The organism is Peribacillus sp. NPDC094092, assembly GCF_050279365.1.
In the GTDB taxonomy this organism is placed as follows: domain Bacteria; phylum Bacillota; class Bacilli; order Bacillales; family DSM-1321; genus Peribacillus.
On the sequence record NZ_JBNNUC010000002.1, the window covers coordinates 797909 to 815021 of the forward strand.

Genomic DNA, 17113 nt, shown 5'->3' on the forward strand with positions numbered 1-17113 from the left:
TTCCTGTGTCTTGAGAAGCAGGTGGGAAATGTATTTTCTCTTTTCCGTGTACGTAGAAAAAGGAAATTTGTTTTCCTATGTCGAATTATATTTCATTGAGGTGAAACAAACGTCATGAATAAAAGAATTCAGCAAAATGTGATGATTAAGGGAACAAAAGACGGGTTTATGCTTCATCTCGATGATTCTTGCTCATTTTCCGAATTGTTGAAAGAGTTAGAAGTGAAGCTTTCGGCAAACTATCAGTTTCAAGAAAATGACCCGTCCATTTCCGTAAAAGTACATACAGGGAACCGCTATCTTGATGAACAACAAGAAGAAAAGATTAAAGAGGTCATCCATAAAAAGAAGAAGCTTTTCGTCGATGAGATGATTTCGAACGTCCTGACGAAGGATGAAGCGAAACGATGGAAAGATGAAAACCAAGTGACGACCGTGACCAAGGTCATAAGGTCGGGACAGGTTTTTGAAGTTCCCGGAGACTTACTATTGATTGGGGATGTCAATCCCGACGGAACGGTTCGTGCGGGTGGCAACATATATATCATGGGACAGCTAAAGGGAATAGCCCATGCCGGTTATAAAGGGAATAATGAGGCCATAATAGCAGCCTCCGTCATGAAACCTGCCCAGCTGCGCATTGCCGGGCAAGTGAATTTATCTCCTGACCAATATACGAAATGGGGACATGACTTGGAATGTGCCTTCATGGATGAAGAAGAAAATATCATTATAGAAAAACTGCAAGTCTTAAAGAAATATAGACCTAATTTAAATAGATTAGAAGGGGGTCTCTAATCGTGGGAGAGGCAATAGTTATAACATCCGGAAAGGGTGGTGTCGGGAAAACGACCACCTCCGCCAATTTAGGAACATCTTTAGCTCTTCTAGGCAAGAAGGTTTGCTTGATTGATACGGATATTGGTCTTCGGAATTTGGATGTGATCATGGGATTGGAAAATCGCATCATCTATGATTTGGTCGATGTGGTCGAAGGGCGCTGCAAGATACACCAGGCGCTCATTAAGGATAAACATTTCGAGGATTTGCTTTATTTGCTTCCTGCTCCACAAAATAGTGATAAAACAGTGGTGAATGAAGAGCAGATGAGGAAACTCATAAGCGATATGAAGCCTGACTATGATTATGTCATCATTGATTGCCCTGCAGGCATAGAACAGGGCTTCAGGAATGCCATAGCTGGGGCGGATAAGGCAATCATCGTTACGACTGCAGAGAGACCGGCTGTCAGGGATGCGGACCGTATTATTGGCTTGCTTGAAAAAGAAGAGCATATTGAACCGCCTCAATTGATCATCAACCGGATACGCGGCCATTTGCTGCATGAGGATGAAGAAATGGATATCGATGGTGTTGCCGATTTTCTTAAGATTGATTTGATCGGCGTCATTCCTGATGATGACCAAGTCATTGTGGCAGCGAATAAAAAGGAGCCCATTGCCTATAATCCGGACAATAGAGTTTCGCTTGCCTATCGGAACATTGCGAGAAGGATCCTTGGTGAATCTGTGCCCTTGACTCCAATTGGCAGCGAACCAAAGGGCTTCATGTCCAAATTGAAAAAATTCTTTAGCGTGCGGTAAATCTATATTCTTTTGTCAGGAAGCGGGGAGCATTTGATGCCCTCGCTTTTTTTTATGCTTTTTGAAAGATAAAAAAGGCAAGCCGTATGCTGGCCTGCCTGATTTATATGCTAAAAATGCAGTGCGGGTTATCCGCGTCTTCCGCCTCTGCCGCCGCGTTTTGATTCAGTGCTGCGTTTAAGAGTCGATAAATTTTCTTCACTAGTCTTTAAAAAGCGAACCATTTTATCTTCGAAATTTTCCTTTGGTTGAAAATTACTTTTTGAACGAAAATCTTTAGAACGGCTATCCCCTTGGCGTGGTGGGCGTTTGGTATAAGAAGAGGTTTGCCCTTCGGGTCTATCTATAGCCTTTTTGATGGACAAGGCAGTTTTTCCGTCTTTCTCACTAATCACTTTTACTTCAATTTGGTCGCCTACTTTAAGATGGTCATTTACGTCTTTTACATAGCTATCTGCTACCTCACTGATATGCACAAGACCTGTTGAGCCTCCTGGTAATTCTACAAATGCTCCAAAATTAGTGATACCTGTTACTTTACCTTGTACTTTGCTGCCTATTTCGATTGACATAAAAAAATGTTCCCCCTCAGTAATGTTAAAACCACTTTATTATAACAAATTTCGGGGAACAATATCAATCTCAATTATTCGATTTGCTGAATCGATACCTGAATCCCCTTGGAAATTCATGAGTTTCCGGATGATTTTTCATTGGGGAAATTTTTTTCAGGGATGTGCAGAAAGAAAATCTTTTCTCCGTCATAGTCTGGACAAGTTGCTCATACGTTGTAATATAGCGCTTTGACAAGAGCAGGGGGGAAATCTGGAATGGATGATCGCAGGAAAGATATCCGAAATCGTATCGCCAAGAGACGCAAGTTCAATGATAAACCGGCAGTTGGCAGAAGTTGGACGGAGATCAACAATGAGGAACCATATGGGATTGATTCATATAACGGGTATTCCGAGAAAGATCATCCGCTCTTCAAGAAAGAATATTTTTTCTTTAAAATCCTTGCCAGTGTATGCCTGTTCCTGATTATCGCCGTGATGTTTAAACATCCTTCTGTGCGGCTGGACCCTGCCAGAAGTTTTGTCACGGAGAACATGAACAAGGAATTTCAGTTCGCTTCAATTTCCAACTGGTATGAAAGTGCGTTTGGTAAACCGATCGCTTTTTTACCGAATGAAGCCGATAAGGCAACTGTTGATTCGAATGAAGAATATGCAATGCCAGCCTCTGCGAAGATTACCCAAAACTTCGAGACGAACGGTGAGGGGATCATATTGGAAACGAGCAAAGGTTCAAAGGTCGAGGCAGTCAATGAAGGGGTCGTCATATTTGCCGGTGAAAAGGAGGGGATTGGAAAGACGGTCGTCATTCAGCATGCCAATAAAAGTGAATCATGGTATGGGCAGCTGGAAGGAATTGATGTGAAATTGTATGAGTTCGTTAAAAAGGGCAATGAAGTCGGACAGGTTACACTAAGTGAAGACGGATCCATGGGCAGATTTTATTTGGCGATAAAAGAAAATGATGCTTTTGTCGATCCTAAAAAGGTGATTTCTTTTGAGTGAATATGGGAAATTACTGTTTAAAATCAGGGTGCACCCGACATTGTGGCTTGTCATTGGAATTGCCATCCTCACTGCCCATTTCGTTGAAGTGATGATGCTGTTGCTCATCGTCTTCATTCATGAGATGGGGCATGCTGTCTGTGCCCAGCATTTCAAATGGCGGATAAAGTCAATCCAGCTGCTGCCTTTCGGTGGGGCTGTCGAGACCGAGGAGTACGGAAATAAGAGTCTGAAGGAGGATTTGGCGGTGGTGCTTGCCGGTCCGCTTCAACATGTTTGGCTCATTGGTGCAGCTTTTTTGCTCTATTTCTTTTCTATCATCCCATATGAGCTGTATCAGCCCTTTTTGTATATGAATCTCATGCTGCTGGTTTTTAATCTGCTGCCAATTTGGCCCTTGGACGGGGGGCGGCTGCTATTCATCGGTGTATCCCTATACTGCACCTTTCTGGAGGCGCAGAAACATACACTTCACTTTTCTGCAGTATTCGCTTTCCTGGCCTTTTTGACCTGGATCATTCTGGATCCGCTCAATTTGAACATCTGGCTCATCATCTTTTTCATAAGTCTCTCACTCGTCATGGAATGGCGGCAGAGGTATTATGCGTTCATCCGCTTTCTTTTGCAGCGCCATTACGGGCATACGAATGATTTGGCGAAACTGAAGCCGATCTCGGTGGATTCGCAAGAACCGATTTATAAAGTGCTGGAACTGTTTCAGCGCGGTTGTAAACACCCCGTCATCATCATGAAAAACGGGAAAGAGAGCGGCTCGCTGGATGAAACGGAAATCCTTCACGCCTATTTTTCCGAGAAAATGACAAACGGGAAAATCGGCGACCTATTATATTCTTATTAAATATGTTATCCTTTCTTCAAATTGAGGAGAGGATTTTTTTTGATGAAAAAAATGATCGCGAACCTAGCTTCACGCGAAAAAAGAGTGGCCGTACTGGAGAATGACGTTTTACGTAAACTTGAAATCATGCCGCCTCAAAAGCGCAGTACGGTCGGCAATATTTATCTTGGGAAAGTGACTAAGGTTTTACCTGGAATGGACGCCGTCTTCATTGATTATGGTGCAGAGAAGAATGGTTTTTTACACCGTGATGAAATTCCCTCTTTCCAGCTGACAAAAAAAAGGGATGGGCAAGCGTCCGTCGGTCAATTTGTCCATCAGGGAGAAAAGCTGCTAGTTCAGGTGACACGGGATGAAACGGGCACCAAAGGAGCTAAATTGACAGGGCTGATCGAGTTTTCAACAGAATCCCTCGTATACATACATGGAATAGATTATGTTGGTGTTTCAAAGAAATTAAAAAACGATGATCTTCAAAAGCAGTGGCGGGAAACGGCCTTGCAGTATAAAAATCCAAATGAGGGATTGATTGTCCGCACCTCGATGGAGAACGAAAGTGAATCGGCATTCCTTGACAGGTTAACTGGATTGCGGGAGCTCTATAAAGGGCTTGAAGTTAAGGCTGCTTCCCTCAAGGCCCCGTCCATACTCTATGAGAGGGACCCATACCTTGACATGATCATTTCTGAAATGTCGGGAACGGCGGCAGGGGAACTTGCCATCGATGATTCCGAGGCTTATCGGGAGCTGAAAAAGTGGATACAGGAAAACCGTAAGGAGTGGGCAATATCCCATATATCGGGTCCGAGGAATATTTTTTCCGAATGGAATGTCGAAGCCCAAGTTGAGAAGATGGCCAAGAAAATCGTTTGGCTTGAAAATGGCGGATATTTAATTTTTGAAGAAACGGAAGCTTTCACCGTAATCGATGTCAATTCAGGTAAGTTCACCGGCAAGGTGGCGAAGGAAGCTACATTGTTTGCGGTAAATCAGGCTGCGGCGAAAGAAGTCGCCCGTCAACTGAGATTGAGGAATATCAGCGGGATCATCTTGATAGATTTCATCAATATGGACGATTCGCGGCATGAGAAGGAAATCATCGATATCGTCAAAAAGGAAGCGGTGAGGGATGAGAAGCGAATCCAGGTCATCGGCTTTACGGAATTAGGCATTTTACAAATGACGAGAAAGAGAACCTCCCCCTCTTTAAGTGAAATGATGTCGGTACCATGCCCCGTATGCAGTGGAAGCGGTAAAATCGAGAGCCCGGAAACGGTGGCCTTCCGGTTGGAACGGGAACTGCTGGAACACAGGAAGACGGATGATGAAGCGGTCTGGGTGGAGGTCAGTAAAGCGGTGGCGGACGTGCTGCTTGGCGAAAAAGAATCATATCGGCCGACATTGGAGGAATTGATCGCTAAAAAGATATTCCTATCTTTTATCCCAGGTTCGAGGAATGCCTATTCCATCAAGCGCTTCGGAAGCATACAGGAAATCGGCCGGGCTTTCGAGTGAAGAGCGGGAATTCTAATAAATATATTGACAGCCTTTCCTGTTTCATGTTAGGATTTTAATGTTATGTTTGTAGCACCCGTGCTACAACCGCTCAACAACAGGTTTCAAGCTTTTGCCTTTCCGGTAAAACGCCTGTGATTGGCGAGTCTGAGACATTTAAGGAGGTGCAAGTATGTACGCAATTATCGAAACTGGCGGTAAACAAATTAAAGTAGCAGCTGGCGAAGCGGTTTACATTGAAAAATTAAACGCAGAAGCAGGCGAAACTGTTACATTTGACAAAGTTTTATTCGTAGGTGGCGAAGACGTGAAAGTCGGTGCTCCACTAGTTGAAGGCGCTACTGTAACAGGTACTGTCGAAAAACAAGGTAAGCAAAAGAAAATCACTGTTTTCAAATACAAAGCGAAGAAGAACAATCGTAAAAAACAAGGTCATCGTCAACCATACACAAAAGTTGTTATCGAAGCAATCAACGCGTAAGGGCTGATTCTAGGTGATTAAAGTTGTATTTGATGCTCCGCAGGAACGGATTGCTTCGTTCACCTTAAGCGGACATGCTAATTTTGCTAAAAAAGGTTCTGATATCGTTTGTGCAGGTGTATCGGCTGTTTCCTTCGGGGCAGTCAATGCGATCATGTCCTTAACGGACGTAGAGCCTGAGATTGAGCAAGGGAGAGAAGGCGGCTATCTTCGCTGCGTCATTCCGGGGAATCTTTCGCCGGAATCGGAAGGGAAGGTCCAGCTGCTTTTGAACGGCATGCTCGTATCGCTGCAAACCATCGAACGTGATTATGGTAAATACATGAAAATTATCCTCAACCAATAGGAGGTGGAACAAATGTTAAGATTAAATCTTCAGTTCTTCGCTTCGAAAAAAGGAGTAGGTTCTACAAAGAACGGACGTGACTCAATCTCCAAGCGTCTTGGCGCTAAACGTGCAGATGGTCAATTCGTATCTGGTGGTTCTATCCTTTACCGTCAACGCGGAACGAAAATCTATCCTGGTGAGAACGTAGGCCGTGGTGGAGACGATACTCTATACGCTAAAGTAGACGGTGTTGTTAAATTCGAACGTTTCGGACGTGACCGTAAAAAAGTAAGCGTATATCCAGTTGCACAAGAAGCATAATTGGCATCTTTGAACAGAGGCTGACTCAAAAGGGTCTGATTCCTTCTACAAGACACTATATACCGCGTCATTTTTAATAATGGTATGTGATATAGTGATGAAGGGGTCCGGCCCTTTATTTATACTATAGGAACGAACCAGCATTTTGCAGGAGACTTTAGTCATTAGTATAAGGAAAACAACCTCTGACTTACAAATGGCTCGCCAATAGGCGGGCTTTCTTAAACTTTCAGGGGGAAATTCAAGAATACTCATCCATCCGATTTGGTTAAACCAAATAGACACTCCTATTCAACTATAATATCTCCAATTGGTGCATAAATAAGGCCCATTCTCTTTTTTAGTTCAAATGGCTCTACCATCGTCCAAAGAACTCAGGGTGTGCGGCTGTATTTTTTGGACGGGGGCTTTCATGTGAAGGCATGTGAATCAAGCTTCATTTCCTGTTTGTTGTTTTTTTGATATACTGTACAAATGGAAGTATTCAACATGATAGAGCCGAAAAAAGTTTCTTTATCATAATTGAAGGTGTTAATAATGGATAAAAATTGGACGACTATTGAAACTCTGCGTCAAACCAGGCATGACTGGCTGAATAAAATTCAAATCATCAAAGGGAATCTGGAGTTGAACAGAATCGACCGGGTCAAGGGCATCATTGATGAAATCATTGTTGAAACCCAGAATGAAGCACGCCTTTCCAGTTTGAATTTACCTAAATTCACCGAGATGTTGTTGACGTCGAATTGGAATAATGGATCCTTTTATTGCGAATATGAAATCATTGATGTTTTTGAAGGCTCGACTGAGATGGACGGGCTGATGCATCGCTGGACAAACGATTTCTTTAAAATTCTTGATAAGAATCTGGATCCGTTCTTTGAAAATATACTGGCAGTTTCCATGTGTAAAAAAGAAGTGAGCGATATGCACTGTTCATTTCACATGCAAGGCAGGTTCGTTGATCAATCCCCAGTGATCGAGTTTTTGGAAAGTTCATTGACGGCCGAGCAATCAATTGAAATTCTCGATTGTAATGAGGATGAAATATATTTTAAGATGGATATTAACTTTTAGAGAAGTATACAGCAAGAAATGACTTGCAGAAAACAAGGAAGTGATAGCATGTTTGTCGATCAAACGAAAGTCTATGTAAAAGGCGGAGACGGTGGTAACGGGATAGTTGCTTATCGTCGTGAGAAGTTCATACCTAAAGGCGGACCTGCTGGCGGAGATGGCGGCAATGGGGCCAATGTTGTATTTGAAGTGGAAGAGGGCTTGCGCACATTAATGGATTTCCGTTATCAACGTCACTTTAAGGCACCTCGCGGAGAACATGGCATGTCCAAAAACATGCATGGTGCGGCTGCAAAGGATATGGTCATCAAGGTTCCACCAGGCACGGTTGTCATTGATGATAAAACGAAGGAAGTCATTGCTGATTTAGTTGAGCACGGGCAACGCGCCGTCATCGCCAAGGGTGGCCGCGGAGGCCGGGGAAATTCCCGCTTTGCCACACCTGCCAATCCTGCACCTGAAATCGCTGAGAACGGCGAACCGGGCCAGGAACGCGATATCATCATGGAATTGAAGCTGTTGGCTGATGTCGGTTTGGTTGGTTTCCCGAGTGTAGGGAAATCCACTTTGCTTTCCGTCGTATCCGCAGCAAGGCCTAAAATTGCCGAATACCATTTTACGACGATCGTACCGAACCTCGGAATGGTGGAAACGGAAGATCACCGTAGCTTTGTCATGGCCGATTTACCTGGTCTGATCGAAGGTGCTTCTGAAGGAGTGGGTCTTGGACATCAATTCCTGCGCCATATTGAAAGAACGAGGGTAATCATTCATGTAATCGATATGTCGGGTCTTGAAGGCCGTGATCCATATGAAGACTACCAAACAATCAATAAAGAGTTGGAAGAGTATAACCTGCGTCTGACTGAACGTCCGCAAATCATTGTTGCAAGCAAAATGGATATGCCGGACTCGGCAGATAATCTAGCGGCTTTCAAAGAAAGGCTGGAAGAGGATTATCCTGTCTTCCCGATTTCTGCAGTGACCCGTGAAGGGCTCCGTGAGCTTCTTTATGCCATTGCGGATAAAATCGAAGAAACGCCTGAGTTCCCTCTTGATCATGAAGAAGAGAATACTGGAATCCATCGGGTTCTATATAAACATACATCACAGTCTGAAGAATTTAACATTGAACGCGAATCCGATGGCAGCTTTGCCGTATCAGGATTCAAGGTCGAGCGTCTATTCAAAATGACTGACTTCACCCGTGAAGAGTCCGTACGTCGTTTCGCGAGACAGCTTCGTTCATTCGGAGTCGACGAAGGCCTTCGCCAAAAAGGTGCGACAAATGGCGATATCGTCCGTATCCTTGAATATGAATTTGAATTTGTTGATTGATTGTAAACCTGATGGCAGGCAAAAGGGGGCGTGCGGAGTTTGAATAAGGCCGATCAGAAATTTTTCCTCGTTCGAGAGGATGTCCTTCCCGAAGCGATGAAAAAAACGCTGGATGCAAAAGAAATGATTGAACGGGGAAAAGCAGAATCAGTTTGGGAAGCGGTAAAGCGAGTGGACCTAAGCAGGAGTGCATTTTACAAATACCGTGACACGGTTTTTCCATTTCATACAGTTGTTAAGGAAAAGCTGATTACACTGTTCTTCTATCTCGAAGATCGTTCTGGTACTCTATCGGAGCTCTTACGGCTCGTCGCCTCATCCGGTTGCAACATCATGACCATCCACCAAACGATTCCTTTGCAGGGACGTGCAAATGTCACCTTATCCCTTAATACGGGCGGGATGACGATGGATATTGATGATCTGCTTACTAAACTGCGTAAAATGGAGTTCGTCGAAAAAGTCGAAATCATTGGTAATGGCGCATGAAAACAGCCTGTACATTTCAGATGTACAGGCTGTTTTCATTTGTAAGAGGAAATTAACGATTAAGTATTGTAAAAAATCAGAAAATGGCATAACATAAACAGTAGATTTTCCGTGAGAAGGAGTTTATAATATGACATCAAAAATTGCATTTCTTGGACCAAAGGCAACATTCACGGATTTAGCGGTATCGCGACTATTTCCTAATGATATAAAAATACCGATGAACACGATTCCGGACTGCCTTGATGCTGTTCGGGACGGGGAAGTGAATCACGCGCTCGTGCCGATCGAGAATGCTTTGGAGGGTTCGGTAAATATAACGATGGATTACTTAGTCCATGAAGTCACATTACCGATGAAAGGCGAAGTGACGATTCCAATCCAACAGCATTATATGGTGCATCCGGATCATGCATATCCTGGTTTCAAACCTGATATGGTTTATTCGCATTCCCATGCCATTGCTCAATGCCGCAAATTTCTACATAATGAGCTAAGGGGCATTCCATATGAGTATGTCACATCCACTGCAGCCGCGGCGAAGATGGTGATGGAGAATCCCGATATCAATATTGCTGCGATTGCAAATGATATGGCTGCGGAAGAGTACGGTTTGACGATTGTAAAACAAAATATTCATGATTACGAACATAATCACACCAAGTTTATCGTCGTATCCAACAGTGAAGTCGACTATGAAGGGCATTTGACCGTTGAAGGGGACAAGAAAACGACCTTGATGATTCAGCTTCCTGCCGACCACTCAGGGCAGCTGCACCAAGTCCTTTCCGCTTTTTCCTGGAGGAAACTCAACCTTTCCAAGATTGAATCTAGACCATTGAAAACAGGATTGGGCAATTACTTCTTCATCATCGACATTGAAATGTCCCTTGATGATGTCCTCATACCAGGAGCGATCTCTGAGCTCGAGGCATTAGGATGTACGGTTTCGATCATGGGAAGCTATTCATGCTTTAAAGTCCAAACAGGTGTACCGCAACGATGAATGCTAAATGGTACAACGTCAGCTGAAGTTGTATACAATGAATAAGAAGGGTGCCCCGGGAGTATTTCCGGGGTATTCTTTGTGTTCGTTAAGGTTTGGATTTCGCATGTGTATCAAGTGCCTAAAATGATTGGCTGCCATTTGATGAATGATATTTTTTTGACTTAGAGGAAGATGGGCTGAAGTTTTTCATGATAAAAAGAGCCTATGATTCTGGAAGTAAAACAAACACAGATTGTGATGAACGCAAATACAATAAGTAAATCCCGTTAGGCGCCTGTGGAAATAGGAACAGTCATACATACGTTGATGACTAAATCAGGGAAGCACCTTTTTTATCGAAAATGGGGAGAGAGGGTGGTGGACGGCAGAGATGGATAATCAATTCAAAGAAACTTTCGGTTCTTGGATTCAGGCGATAGGAACTGTCATTTCTGCTATAGCGGGTACACCATCCGATATCTTGGACGAAGAATTTCGTACGAACTTGGATTTGATTGGAAATGAACTTCAAGCAACAGGAAATGCCTTATTGGCGGATGCAGAAGAAACCTGGTCACTGGATAAACTCGGGAATCAATTACAGGCAATCGGAAATTCGACGGTCATCTTAGGATTAGTCATTGAATTCGATGAAGTAACCAAACAGGAATTGATCATCAAAGGTAATTTGATCCAAGCGCTGGGCGGAGGTACCGCTTTGGCGGGGGCATACGAAAATCCGGATGAACCGGAGCAGGCTTTCAATGCTACGGGAAATTTGTTACAGGCGATTGGGAATTCGATGCAAGCGATAGGCGGAATTGAGGAACTTAAAAATAGTGTTTTAGAAAAAGACCAAGAAAAGGATCAAAAGGAAGAAGCGCAAGATAAGGAGGAAGATAAGAAGCAGGAAAAACAAAAATATCAATATCCTGATTTGGAAGAAAAGCCATCTGATGCTGAATTAATCCAAGCGACGGGAGGCTGGGTTCAGGCGGTCGGTTCCGTCATTAGTCTTATCGGGCAGTTGAGAAGTAACCAGGTAGAAAACTCTGGGGAAGGCAGCTCAAATGAAGGCAATTCCGATGATGAGTGAGAATGGCCAATAAAAAAATCCTCAAAAGATATGGCTTTTGAGGATTTTGAGTTTATTCAATCGACTAAAATGCCGGCATCCCTTAAAGCACGCTCCGCTTCGTCGAGCAGCTCTTCAGATGCTGCGCTCAGTGTATGGAGATGGATGCCGCTCGTCAGTTCCGATAAAAAAGATGCGTTCGTTGCCGTCACCCTTGAAAGGAACTGCTGGACTTCCTTCCGGCTGCTGACCATGATGGAAGCGGTTAGGTCGCCGTATACGGGGTGCTCGATTTTGACATCTTTAACCGTGATGCCGATATCCACGAGTAAATATAGCTCTTCTTGGGTCCGCGAAGGATCATGTTGGCAAGCGATAATCCTTTCCGGCTTTTGCGTGCTTCCCGTTTGTAAGTACAAATAGCCTTGGCTCGTGGCAATGATAGGTTCATTCCGCGCTTTCAGGAGGGTTATGTCACCAACGATAACCTGCCGGCTTACATTCGTTATCTGCGAAAGCTCGCTGCCCGTTACAGGCTCCGCGCTTGTTTGCAATAAATGTAAGAGTTTCGTCCGTCTTTCTTCCCCGAGTAATTTCTTTCTTTCCATAAACATTCACCTCTTTAATTACAAACATTCTAACACAGATTGTAGGGTTTTATCGAATGGCAGCTATTCCTTCGATGCATTCCGCCAACTTGTCAATGTCGTCGGCGGTCGTGTTTTTACCAAAGGAAAGGCGGACGAATTGATGGGCTTCCTCTTCGCTTTTCCCAATGGCCATCATCGTTTTTGAAGGATCCTGTTTACCGATTTGACAGGCGCTTCCCGTCGAAACAGCGAATCCCTTCCGGTTTAATTCCAGCATGATGTACTGTCCTTGCAATCCAGCGAAGGTCAGCGCCAGAATGTGAGGCAATTGCTCATTTTTTGCTTCGATGATTTGAAAATCGATTTTTCTTTCCGTAAGCCGTTGGATCAATTGCATCCTAAGTGTGGAAATCCGTTTTCGTTCATCTTCCATGATATCCCCCAATTTCTTGGCAGCGGTTATAAAGGAAGCGATTCCGGGAACGTCCACCGTTCCTGGTCTGAAACCATATTCATGAGTGATATTCGGTACCGAAGGCTTCAACCGATGGATGGCCGGGAAAATGACGGCACCAGTCCCTTTTGGACCATAAACTTTATGACTGGAAACGGATAGTCCATCACATGATGCAGCTATCTTCCCAAGCGGTAATTTAGCAAATGATTGGACACAATCCACATGAAAAAAAGCCTGGTGTTTTCGAACGATTTCACTTATTTGCTCGATGGGTTGAATGACCCCGATTTCCGAATTCACATGCTGGACAATGACCAAGCATGTTTTCTCCGACATACATTCCTGCAGATGTCCCATATCAACCCGGCCATCTTCCAAATGCTGTAAATAAGTAACCTCGAATCCTTCTTGTTCAAGTTTTGCCACGAAATTGGCAAGCGATGCATGTTCAGTTCGGCTTACGATCAATTGGTTCTGCCAGGAAGGTTTCGAAGCGATGAATGTTTCGATGGCAAGCATGTTGCTTTCCGATCCGCCGCTCGTAAAGATGATTCCTTCCTTTTTTATATTCAGCATGTCTGCGAGTTGCTGCCGTGCCATATCCAATAAACGTGCCGCTTCAGAGCCAACATCATGCAAACTGCTCGCATTCGCGAAAAACTTACGGGATGCTTGGCTGAATACGTCGAGAGCCTCCTCATCAATCGGAGTTGTAGCGGCATAATCCAAATAAATCAAGAAATCACTTCCATCCTTTAATCTTAAAAAACTCTTGATAATAGTTTAATAATGTGTAAATATAGTTGTCAAGACACCTGTCGTAAACAGGAGGAATGAAATAATGGTAAAAGCGGAAATCATCGTGATAGGCAGTGGGATTGCTGCCTTGAAAACGGCATTGGAAGCAAGTGAACATAAGCATGTGATACTCATCACAAAATCAAATATCCGTCATGGCAATTCTTATTTGGCCCAGGGCGGAATTGCTGCTGCAATGTCTGATCGTGACCGAGTATCCTTTCATAAAAAAGATACGCTGGCGGCAGGTCAGCGATATAACAAGGTGAAGGCAGTGGAAAAACTCGTCGAAGAGGCACCTTCGGTTATAGCTGAACTTATTGATTCTGGTATGCGATTTGACCATGATGATGACGGAACTCTTTTGCTTGGCATGGAGGGCGCCCACAGCGAACGAAGAATCCTCCATAGTCACGGGGATGCTACAGGAAAGTACATGATGGAACATCTTATAGGGTGCTTGAAAAAATCATCGGTTACTGTGATGGAGAATGTTGCTGCAGTGGAGCTGATCATCGGGAAAGATGATTCTTGCATAGGCGTCAAAACACTTGATAAGGCAGGGGAGCTTGGTGCCTATCATGCGGAACAGACTGTTTTGGCAACAGGCGGCTGTGGTTCCCTATACCATTTCACTTCAAATTCACAAACGGTTTCAGGTGATGGGATCGCACTTGCATTCAAGGCCGGTGCAAAAGTTCGTGACATGGAATTCATACAATTCCATCCGACCCTGCTTTTTGTGAATGGCAAAGCAAAAGGGCTGGTTTCAGAAGCGGTTCGCGGGGATGGAGCGAGATTAGTGACGGAAATGGGAAGGCCGATCATGGAAGATGTCCACAGCTTGAAAGATCTAGCACCGAGGCATATTGTTGCCCAGACGATTTTTTCTTATTTGCAGCGCGGTGAAAAGGTTTTTTTGGATATTTCGATGATTAAGGATTTTAAAAATCGTTTTCCGACTGTGAGCTCATTATGTGAAAAAAGCGGGCTGGACCTTCAAGTGGGGAAAATCCCGGTTGCACCAGGAAACCATTTTCTCATGGGAGGGATAGAAGTGGATGAATCGGGGCAAACCTCTGTACCATCTTTGTATGCAGTTGGTGAAGTGGCATGCACAGGTGTACATGGCGCAAACAGGTTGGCAAGCAACTCCCTTCTCGAAGGATTGGTTTTTGGGAATACACTAGGCCGTTACCTTGCTAAAGTCCCTGCAAGAGCGATACCGGAAGAAAAAGAACGGTCCATGAGTTTCAGTCAAATTTCCTCTCTACCTGATCTCACGACATTGCAGGAAAAATTAATGAACGAAGCGGGTATTGTTCGAAATGCAACGGGTTTAACTCGATTGAAGGGTTATCTTGAAACATTTAATATCGAAAAATTGCTGCATATGGAAGTGACGGCATTATCGTTACAAGAAATAACGAAAATCAATGCCATAATCGTGGCATGGCTGATTGCCGAATCCGCATTGACCAGAACGGAAAGCAGGGGCGGTCATTTCCGCAGTGACTATCCTAACGAAGATGACGCCAAATGGCTTGAAAATTCGGTTATCCTTGCTTGCACGGATGTAAAAAACCGAGTGAAAGGGAGACGAATATATGAATATATTGAAGCTTAAGCTGATGCTGCAACAATTTTTAATGGAAGATATCGGGGAATGCGACGTAACGAGTGATACGATTTTTGATAAAGGTGAACAAGGAACATTGACATTCATCGCGAAAGAAGGCGGGGTTTTTAGTGGGGGGGACGTCATCAAGACGGGATTTACGTTGTTGGATGAGCAAATCGAGGTTTTCCTTTTTGTTCAAGATGGCGAAGTTTTCGAAGAAGGACAGCAGCTTGCGAAAATGACCGGCGATATGGCCTCCCTTTTAAAAGGGGAACGGGTCGTTTTGAATTTAGTGCAGCGTATGTCCGGCATTGCGACACAGGCGCATAAAGCTGCCATGATTTTAGCGGGGACGAAGACGAGAGCTTGTGATACGAGGAAAACTACACCAGGCCTGCGGATGCTTGAAAAATATGCGGTCCGTTCCGGCGGGGCATTCAATCACAGATATGGTCTGTATGATGCAGTCATGATAAAGGACAACCATATTTCGTTCGCTGGATCCATAACGAAAGCGGTTCAAACGGTAAAATCTAAACTGGGACATACGACTAAAGTGGAAGTGGAAACGGAATCACCACAACAGGTGCTTGAAGCAGTTGAAGCCGGTGCAGATATCATCATGTTCGATAACCGGAGCCCCGAAGAAATCAAGCAACTGATTAAATTGGTTCCCGCCCACATCATAACTGAAGCTTCTGGAGGGATCCATTTAGACAATCTAGCCTCATATCGGGAAACAGGGGTAGATTATATTTCGTTAGGCAGCTTGACGCACAGTGTCAGGGCACTTGATATAAGCGCAAAAGTCAAAGAGCGTGAGGGGATATTGAAATGAACATATTGGAGATGGCTAAAACAGCAGGAAATGCCCTGCCTGAAAAGTATAAAACGATGACTAAGGAAGAGATGGAGAATCGGGTCCTTGACATTAAGAAACGATTGGGGAACCGTCTTTATATCCCAGGTCATCATTATCAACGGGAGGAAGTCATTCAATTTTCGGATTCAACGGGGGATTCACTTCAATTGGCCCAGCTTTCCGCGCAAAATCGCGAAGCGGATTATATCGTGTTCTGTGGCGTGCATTTCATGGCTGAAACGGCCGATATTTTGACGGAAGAAGGGCAGACGGTAATCCTTCCTGACATGCGTGCAGGCTGCTCCATGGCGGATATGGCGGATATTGAACAAACGGAACGGGCATGGAGAAAGCTTCAGGATTTATTTGGCGATACGATCCTCCCGCTAACTTATGTGAATTCCACCGCGGCCATCAAAGCTTTTGTAGGGAAAAATGGCGGGGCGACGGTGACGTCTTCCAATGCACAAGGGATGGTCTCGTGGGCCCTCTCTCAAAAAGAAAGAATCCTTTTCCTTCCCGATCAGCATCTTGGGAGGAATACCGCCTTTGACCTTGGAATTCCTTTGAATGAAATGGCTGTCTGGGATCCGCATAAAGGTGAATTGGTCTATGAAGGGGAACTGGAAGATCTTAAGGTACTTCTTTGGAAAGGACATTGTTCAGTCCATGAAAATTTCACTACGGCGAATATTGAAACGCTTAGAGCGGAACAGCCTGAAATGAATATCATCGTTCATCCCGAATGTCGCCGTGAAGTAGTCGCCCTGTCAGATTATGCGGGATCGACATCGTACATCATAAATATGATCGAAAAAGCCGAACCAGGCAGCTCTTGGGCAATCGGCACGGAAATGAACCTTGTCAAGCGACTTATCGCCAATAATCCTGACAAGAACATCATCTCGTTAAATCCGAATATGTGTCCATGTCTTACAATGAACCGGATTGATCTGCCTCACTTGCTATGGGCGCTTGAATCCATTGAAGAAGGGATCATCATCAATCCGATTAAAGTGGAAAAGAACATTGCGGATAATGCCATCCTAGCATTGAACAGAATGCTGGAGCGCGTTTGAGTCAGTGCTTTCTAAAAAATTTTGTAGCATAAGAAAAAGGGGGATTGGACC

Annotated in this window: 19 protein-coding genes and 1 other annotated feature; of the genes, 16 read left to right on the forward strand and 3 right to left on the reverse strand. The window is 44.2% G+C overall.

The features are described from left to right. Positions 1-114 precede the first annotated feature (114 nt). The gene (minC, locus tag ACQKNS_RS12840; protein WP_063232834.1) at positions 115-798 is read left to right on the forward strand and encodes a septum site-determining protein MinC; all 684 of its coding nucleotides are present in this window, start codon (positions 115-117) and stop codon (positions 796-798) included. Positions 799-800: 2 nt separating this feature from the next. Continuing rightward, complete coding sequence (gene minD / locus ACQKNS_RS12845; protein ID WP_034308862.1) at positions 801-1604, forward strand: septum site-determining protein MinD; 804 nt, start codon at positions 801-803, stop codon at positions 1602-1604. Between the two features lie 128 nt (positions 1605-1732). Here the strand turns inward: minD and ACQKNS_RS12850 are convergent, their stop codons facing one another. Next, positions 1733-2176, reverse strand: coding sequence for a S1 domain-containing RNA-binding protein (locus tag ACQKNS_RS12850; RefSeq protein WP_192205955.1), 444 nt, complete (start codon positions 2174-2176; stop codon positions 1733-1735). Between the two features lie 258 nt (positions 2177-2434). Between ACQKNS_RS12850 and ACQKNS_RS12855 the strand changes: the two genes are divergently transcribed. The 11 genes from ACQKNS_RS12855 (at position 2435) to ACQKNS_RS12905 (ending at position 11676) form a co-directional block, all read left to right on the forward strand. Then, entirely contained in the window at positions 2435-3184 is a 750-nt protein-coding gene (locus ACQKNS_RS12855) for a peptidoglycan DD-metalloendopeptidase family protein (protein ID WP_427643363.1), read from the forward strand. After that, on the forward strand, positions 3177-4043 hold the full coding sequence (locus ACQKNS_RS12860) for a M50 family metallopeptidase (RefSeq protein WP_427643365.1): 867 nt from the start codon (positions 3177-3179) through the stop codon (positions 4041-4043). The genes ACQKNS_RS12855 and ACQKNS_RS12860 overlap by 8 nt, the downstream gene beginning before the upstream one ends. Before the next feature lie 42 nt (positions 4044-4085). Next, on the forward strand, positions 4086-5558 hold the full coding sequence (locus ACQKNS_RS12865; protein ID WP_427644202.1) for an Rne/Rng family ribonuclease: 1473 nt from the start codon (positions 4086-4088) through the stop codon (positions 5556-5558). Positions 5559-5633: 75 nt separating this feature from the next. Then, positions 5634-5717: a sequence feature (ribosomal protein L21 leader region), on the forward strand. Positions 5718-5730: 13 nt separating this feature from the next. After that, entirely contained in the window at positions 5731-6039 is a 309-nt protein-coding gene (gene rplU / locus ACQKNS_RS12870) for a 50S ribosomal protein L21 (RefSeq protein ID WP_034308849.1), read from the forward strand. 13 nt (positions 6040-6052) lie between these two features. Continuing rightward, the gene (locus ACQKNS_RS12875) at positions 6053-6385 is read left to right on the forward strand and encodes a ribosomal-processing cysteine protease Prp (protein WP_192205951.1); all 333 of its coding nucleotides are present in this window, start codon (positions 6053-6055) and stop codon (positions 6383-6385) included. A gap of 12 nt (positions 6386-6397) precedes the next feature. Continuing rightward, complete coding sequence (gene rpmA / locus ACQKNS_RS12880) at positions 6398-6688, forward strand: 50S ribosomal protein L27 (protein WP_061143474.1); 291 nt, start codon at positions 6398-6400, stop codon at positions 6686-6688. 537 nt (positions 6689-7225) lie between these two features. Continuing rightward, a complete protein-coding gene (locus ACQKNS_RS12885; protein ID WP_427643367.1) occupies positions 7226-7765 on the forward strand; it encodes a Spo0B domain-containing protein in 540 nt (179 codons plus the stop codon). Between the two features lie 48 nt (positions 7766-7813). Beyond that, on the forward strand, positions 7814-9103 hold the full coding sequence (obgE, locus tag ACQKNS_RS12890; protein ID WP_427643368.1) for a GTPase ObgE: 1290 nt from the start codon (positions 7814-7816) through the stop codon (positions 9101-9103). A 39-nt stretch (positions 9104-9142) separates the two neighbouring features. Next, positions 9143-9592 (forward strand): ACT domain-containing protein, encoded by a 450-nt coding sequence (locus ACQKNS_RS12895; protein WP_098370079.1) that lies wholly within the window; start codon positions 9143-9145, stop codon positions 9590-9592. A 130-nt stretch (positions 9593-9722) separates the two neighbouring features. Next, positions 9723-10598: a prephenate dehydratase gene (gene pheA / locus ACQKNS_RS12900; protein WP_427643372.1), complete on the forward strand. Its 876-nt coding sequence runs from the start codon at positions 9723-9725 to the stop codon at positions 10596-10598. Between the two features lie 373 nt (positions 10599-10971). Further along, the gene (locus ACQKNS_RS12905) at positions 10972-11676 is read left to right on the forward strand and encodes a DUF6944 family repetitive protein (RefSeq protein ID WP_427643374.1); all 705 of its coding nucleotides are present in this window, start codon (positions 10972-10974) and stop codon (positions 11674-11676) included. 56 nt (positions 11677-11732) lie between these two features. Here the strand turns inward: ACQKNS_RS12905 and ACQKNS_RS12910 are convergent, their stop codons facing one another. Further along, positions 11733-12263 (reverse strand): transcription repressor NadR, encoded by a 531-nt coding sequence (locus ACQKNS_RS12910; RefSeq protein WP_427643376.1) that lies wholly within the window; start codon positions 12261-12263, stop codon positions 11733-11735. A 49-nt stretch (positions 12264-12312) separates the two neighbouring features. Further along, a complete protein-coding gene (locus ACQKNS_RS12915) occupies positions 12313-13440 on the reverse strand; it encodes an IscS subfamily cysteine desulfurase (RefSeq protein ID WP_427643378.1) in 1128 nt (375 codons plus the stop codon). Between the two features lie 103 nt (positions 13441-13543). Here ACQKNS_RS12915 and nadB point away from each other — a divergent pair, with 103 nt between their 5' ends. From nadB to nadA, 3 genes are read left to right on the forward strand one after another with little or no spacing between them, the layout of a single operon-like run. Continuing rightward, positions 13544-15127, forward strand: a complete 1584-nt coding sequence (gene nadB / locus ACQKNS_RS12920) for an L-aspartate oxidase (RefSeq protein WP_427643380.1) — start codon at positions 13544-13546, stop codon at positions 15125-15127. After that, on the forward strand, positions 15108-15959 hold the full coding sequence (gene nadC, locus ACQKNS_RS12925) for a carboxylating nicotinate-nucleotide diphosphorylase (protein WP_427643382.1): 852 nt from the start codon (positions 15108-15110) through the stop codon (positions 15957-15959). The genes nadB and nadC overlap by 20 nt, the downstream gene beginning before the upstream one ends. After that, entirely contained in the window at positions 15956-17062 is a 1107-nt protein-coding gene (nadA, locus tag ACQKNS_RS12930; protein WP_427643384.1) for a quinolinate synthase NadA, read from the forward strand. Before nadC ends, nadA begins: the two co-directional genes overlap by 4 nt. The last annotated feature ends 51 nt before the right edge of the window (positions 17063-17113 follow it).

Bases quoted from the DNA above. Each gene is read 5' to 3' on its own strand.
- ACQKNS_RS12905 (WP_427643374.1), top strand. From the start codon at position 10,972: ATGGATAATCAATTCAAAGAAACTTTCGGTTCTTGGATTCAGGCGATA.
- nadC (WP_427643382.1), top strand. From the start codon at position 15,108: ATGAATATATTGAAGCTTAAGCTGATGCTGCAACAATTTTTAATGGAA.
- ACQKNS_RS12910 (WP_427643376.1), bottom strand. From the start codon at position 12,263: ATGGAAAGAAAGAAATTACTCGGGGAAGAAAGACGGACGAAACTCTTA.
- rpmA (WP_061143474.1), top strand. From the start codon at position 6,398: ATGTTAAGATTAAATCTTCAGTTCTTCGCTTCGAAAAAAGGAGTAGGT.
- obgE (WP_427643368.1), top strand. From the start codon at position 7,814: ATGTTTGTCGATCAAACGAAAGTCTATGTAAAAGGCGGAGACGGTGGT.
- nadA (WP_427643384.1), top strand. From the start codon at position 15,956: ATGAACATATTGGAGATGGCTAAAACAGCAGGAAATGCCCTGCCTGAA.
- nadB (WP_427643380.1), top strand. From the start codon at position 13,544: ATGGTAAAAGCGGAAATCATCGTGATAGGCAGTGGGATTGCTGCCTTG.
- ACQKNS_RS12855 (WP_427643363.1), top strand. From the start codon at position 2,435: ATGGATGATCGCAGGAAAGATATCCGAAATCGTATCGCCAAGAGACGC.
- pheA (WP_427643372.1), top strand. From the start codon at position 9,723: ATGACATCAAAAATTGCATTTCTTGGACCAAAGGCAACATTCACGGAT.
- rplU (WP_034308849.1), top strand. From the start codon at position 5,731: ATGTACGCAATTATCGAAACTGGCGGTAAACAAATTAAAGTAGCAGCT.
- ACQKNS_RS12865 (WP_427644202.1), top strand. From the start codon at position 4,086: ATGAAAAAAATGATCGCGAACCTAGCTTCACGCGAAAAAAGAGTGGCC.
- minC (WP_063232834.1), top strand. From the start codon at position 115: ATGAATAAAAGAATTCAGCAAAATGTGATGATTAAGGGAACAAAAGAC.
- ACQKNS_RS12885 (WP_427643367.1), top strand. From the start codon at position 7,226: ATGGATAAAAATTGGACGACTATTGAAACTCTGCGTCAAACCAGGCAT.
- ACQKNS_RS12850 (WP_192205955.1), bottom strand. From the start codon at position 2,176: ATGTCAATCGAAATAGGCAGCAAAGTACAAGGTAAAGTAACAGGTATC.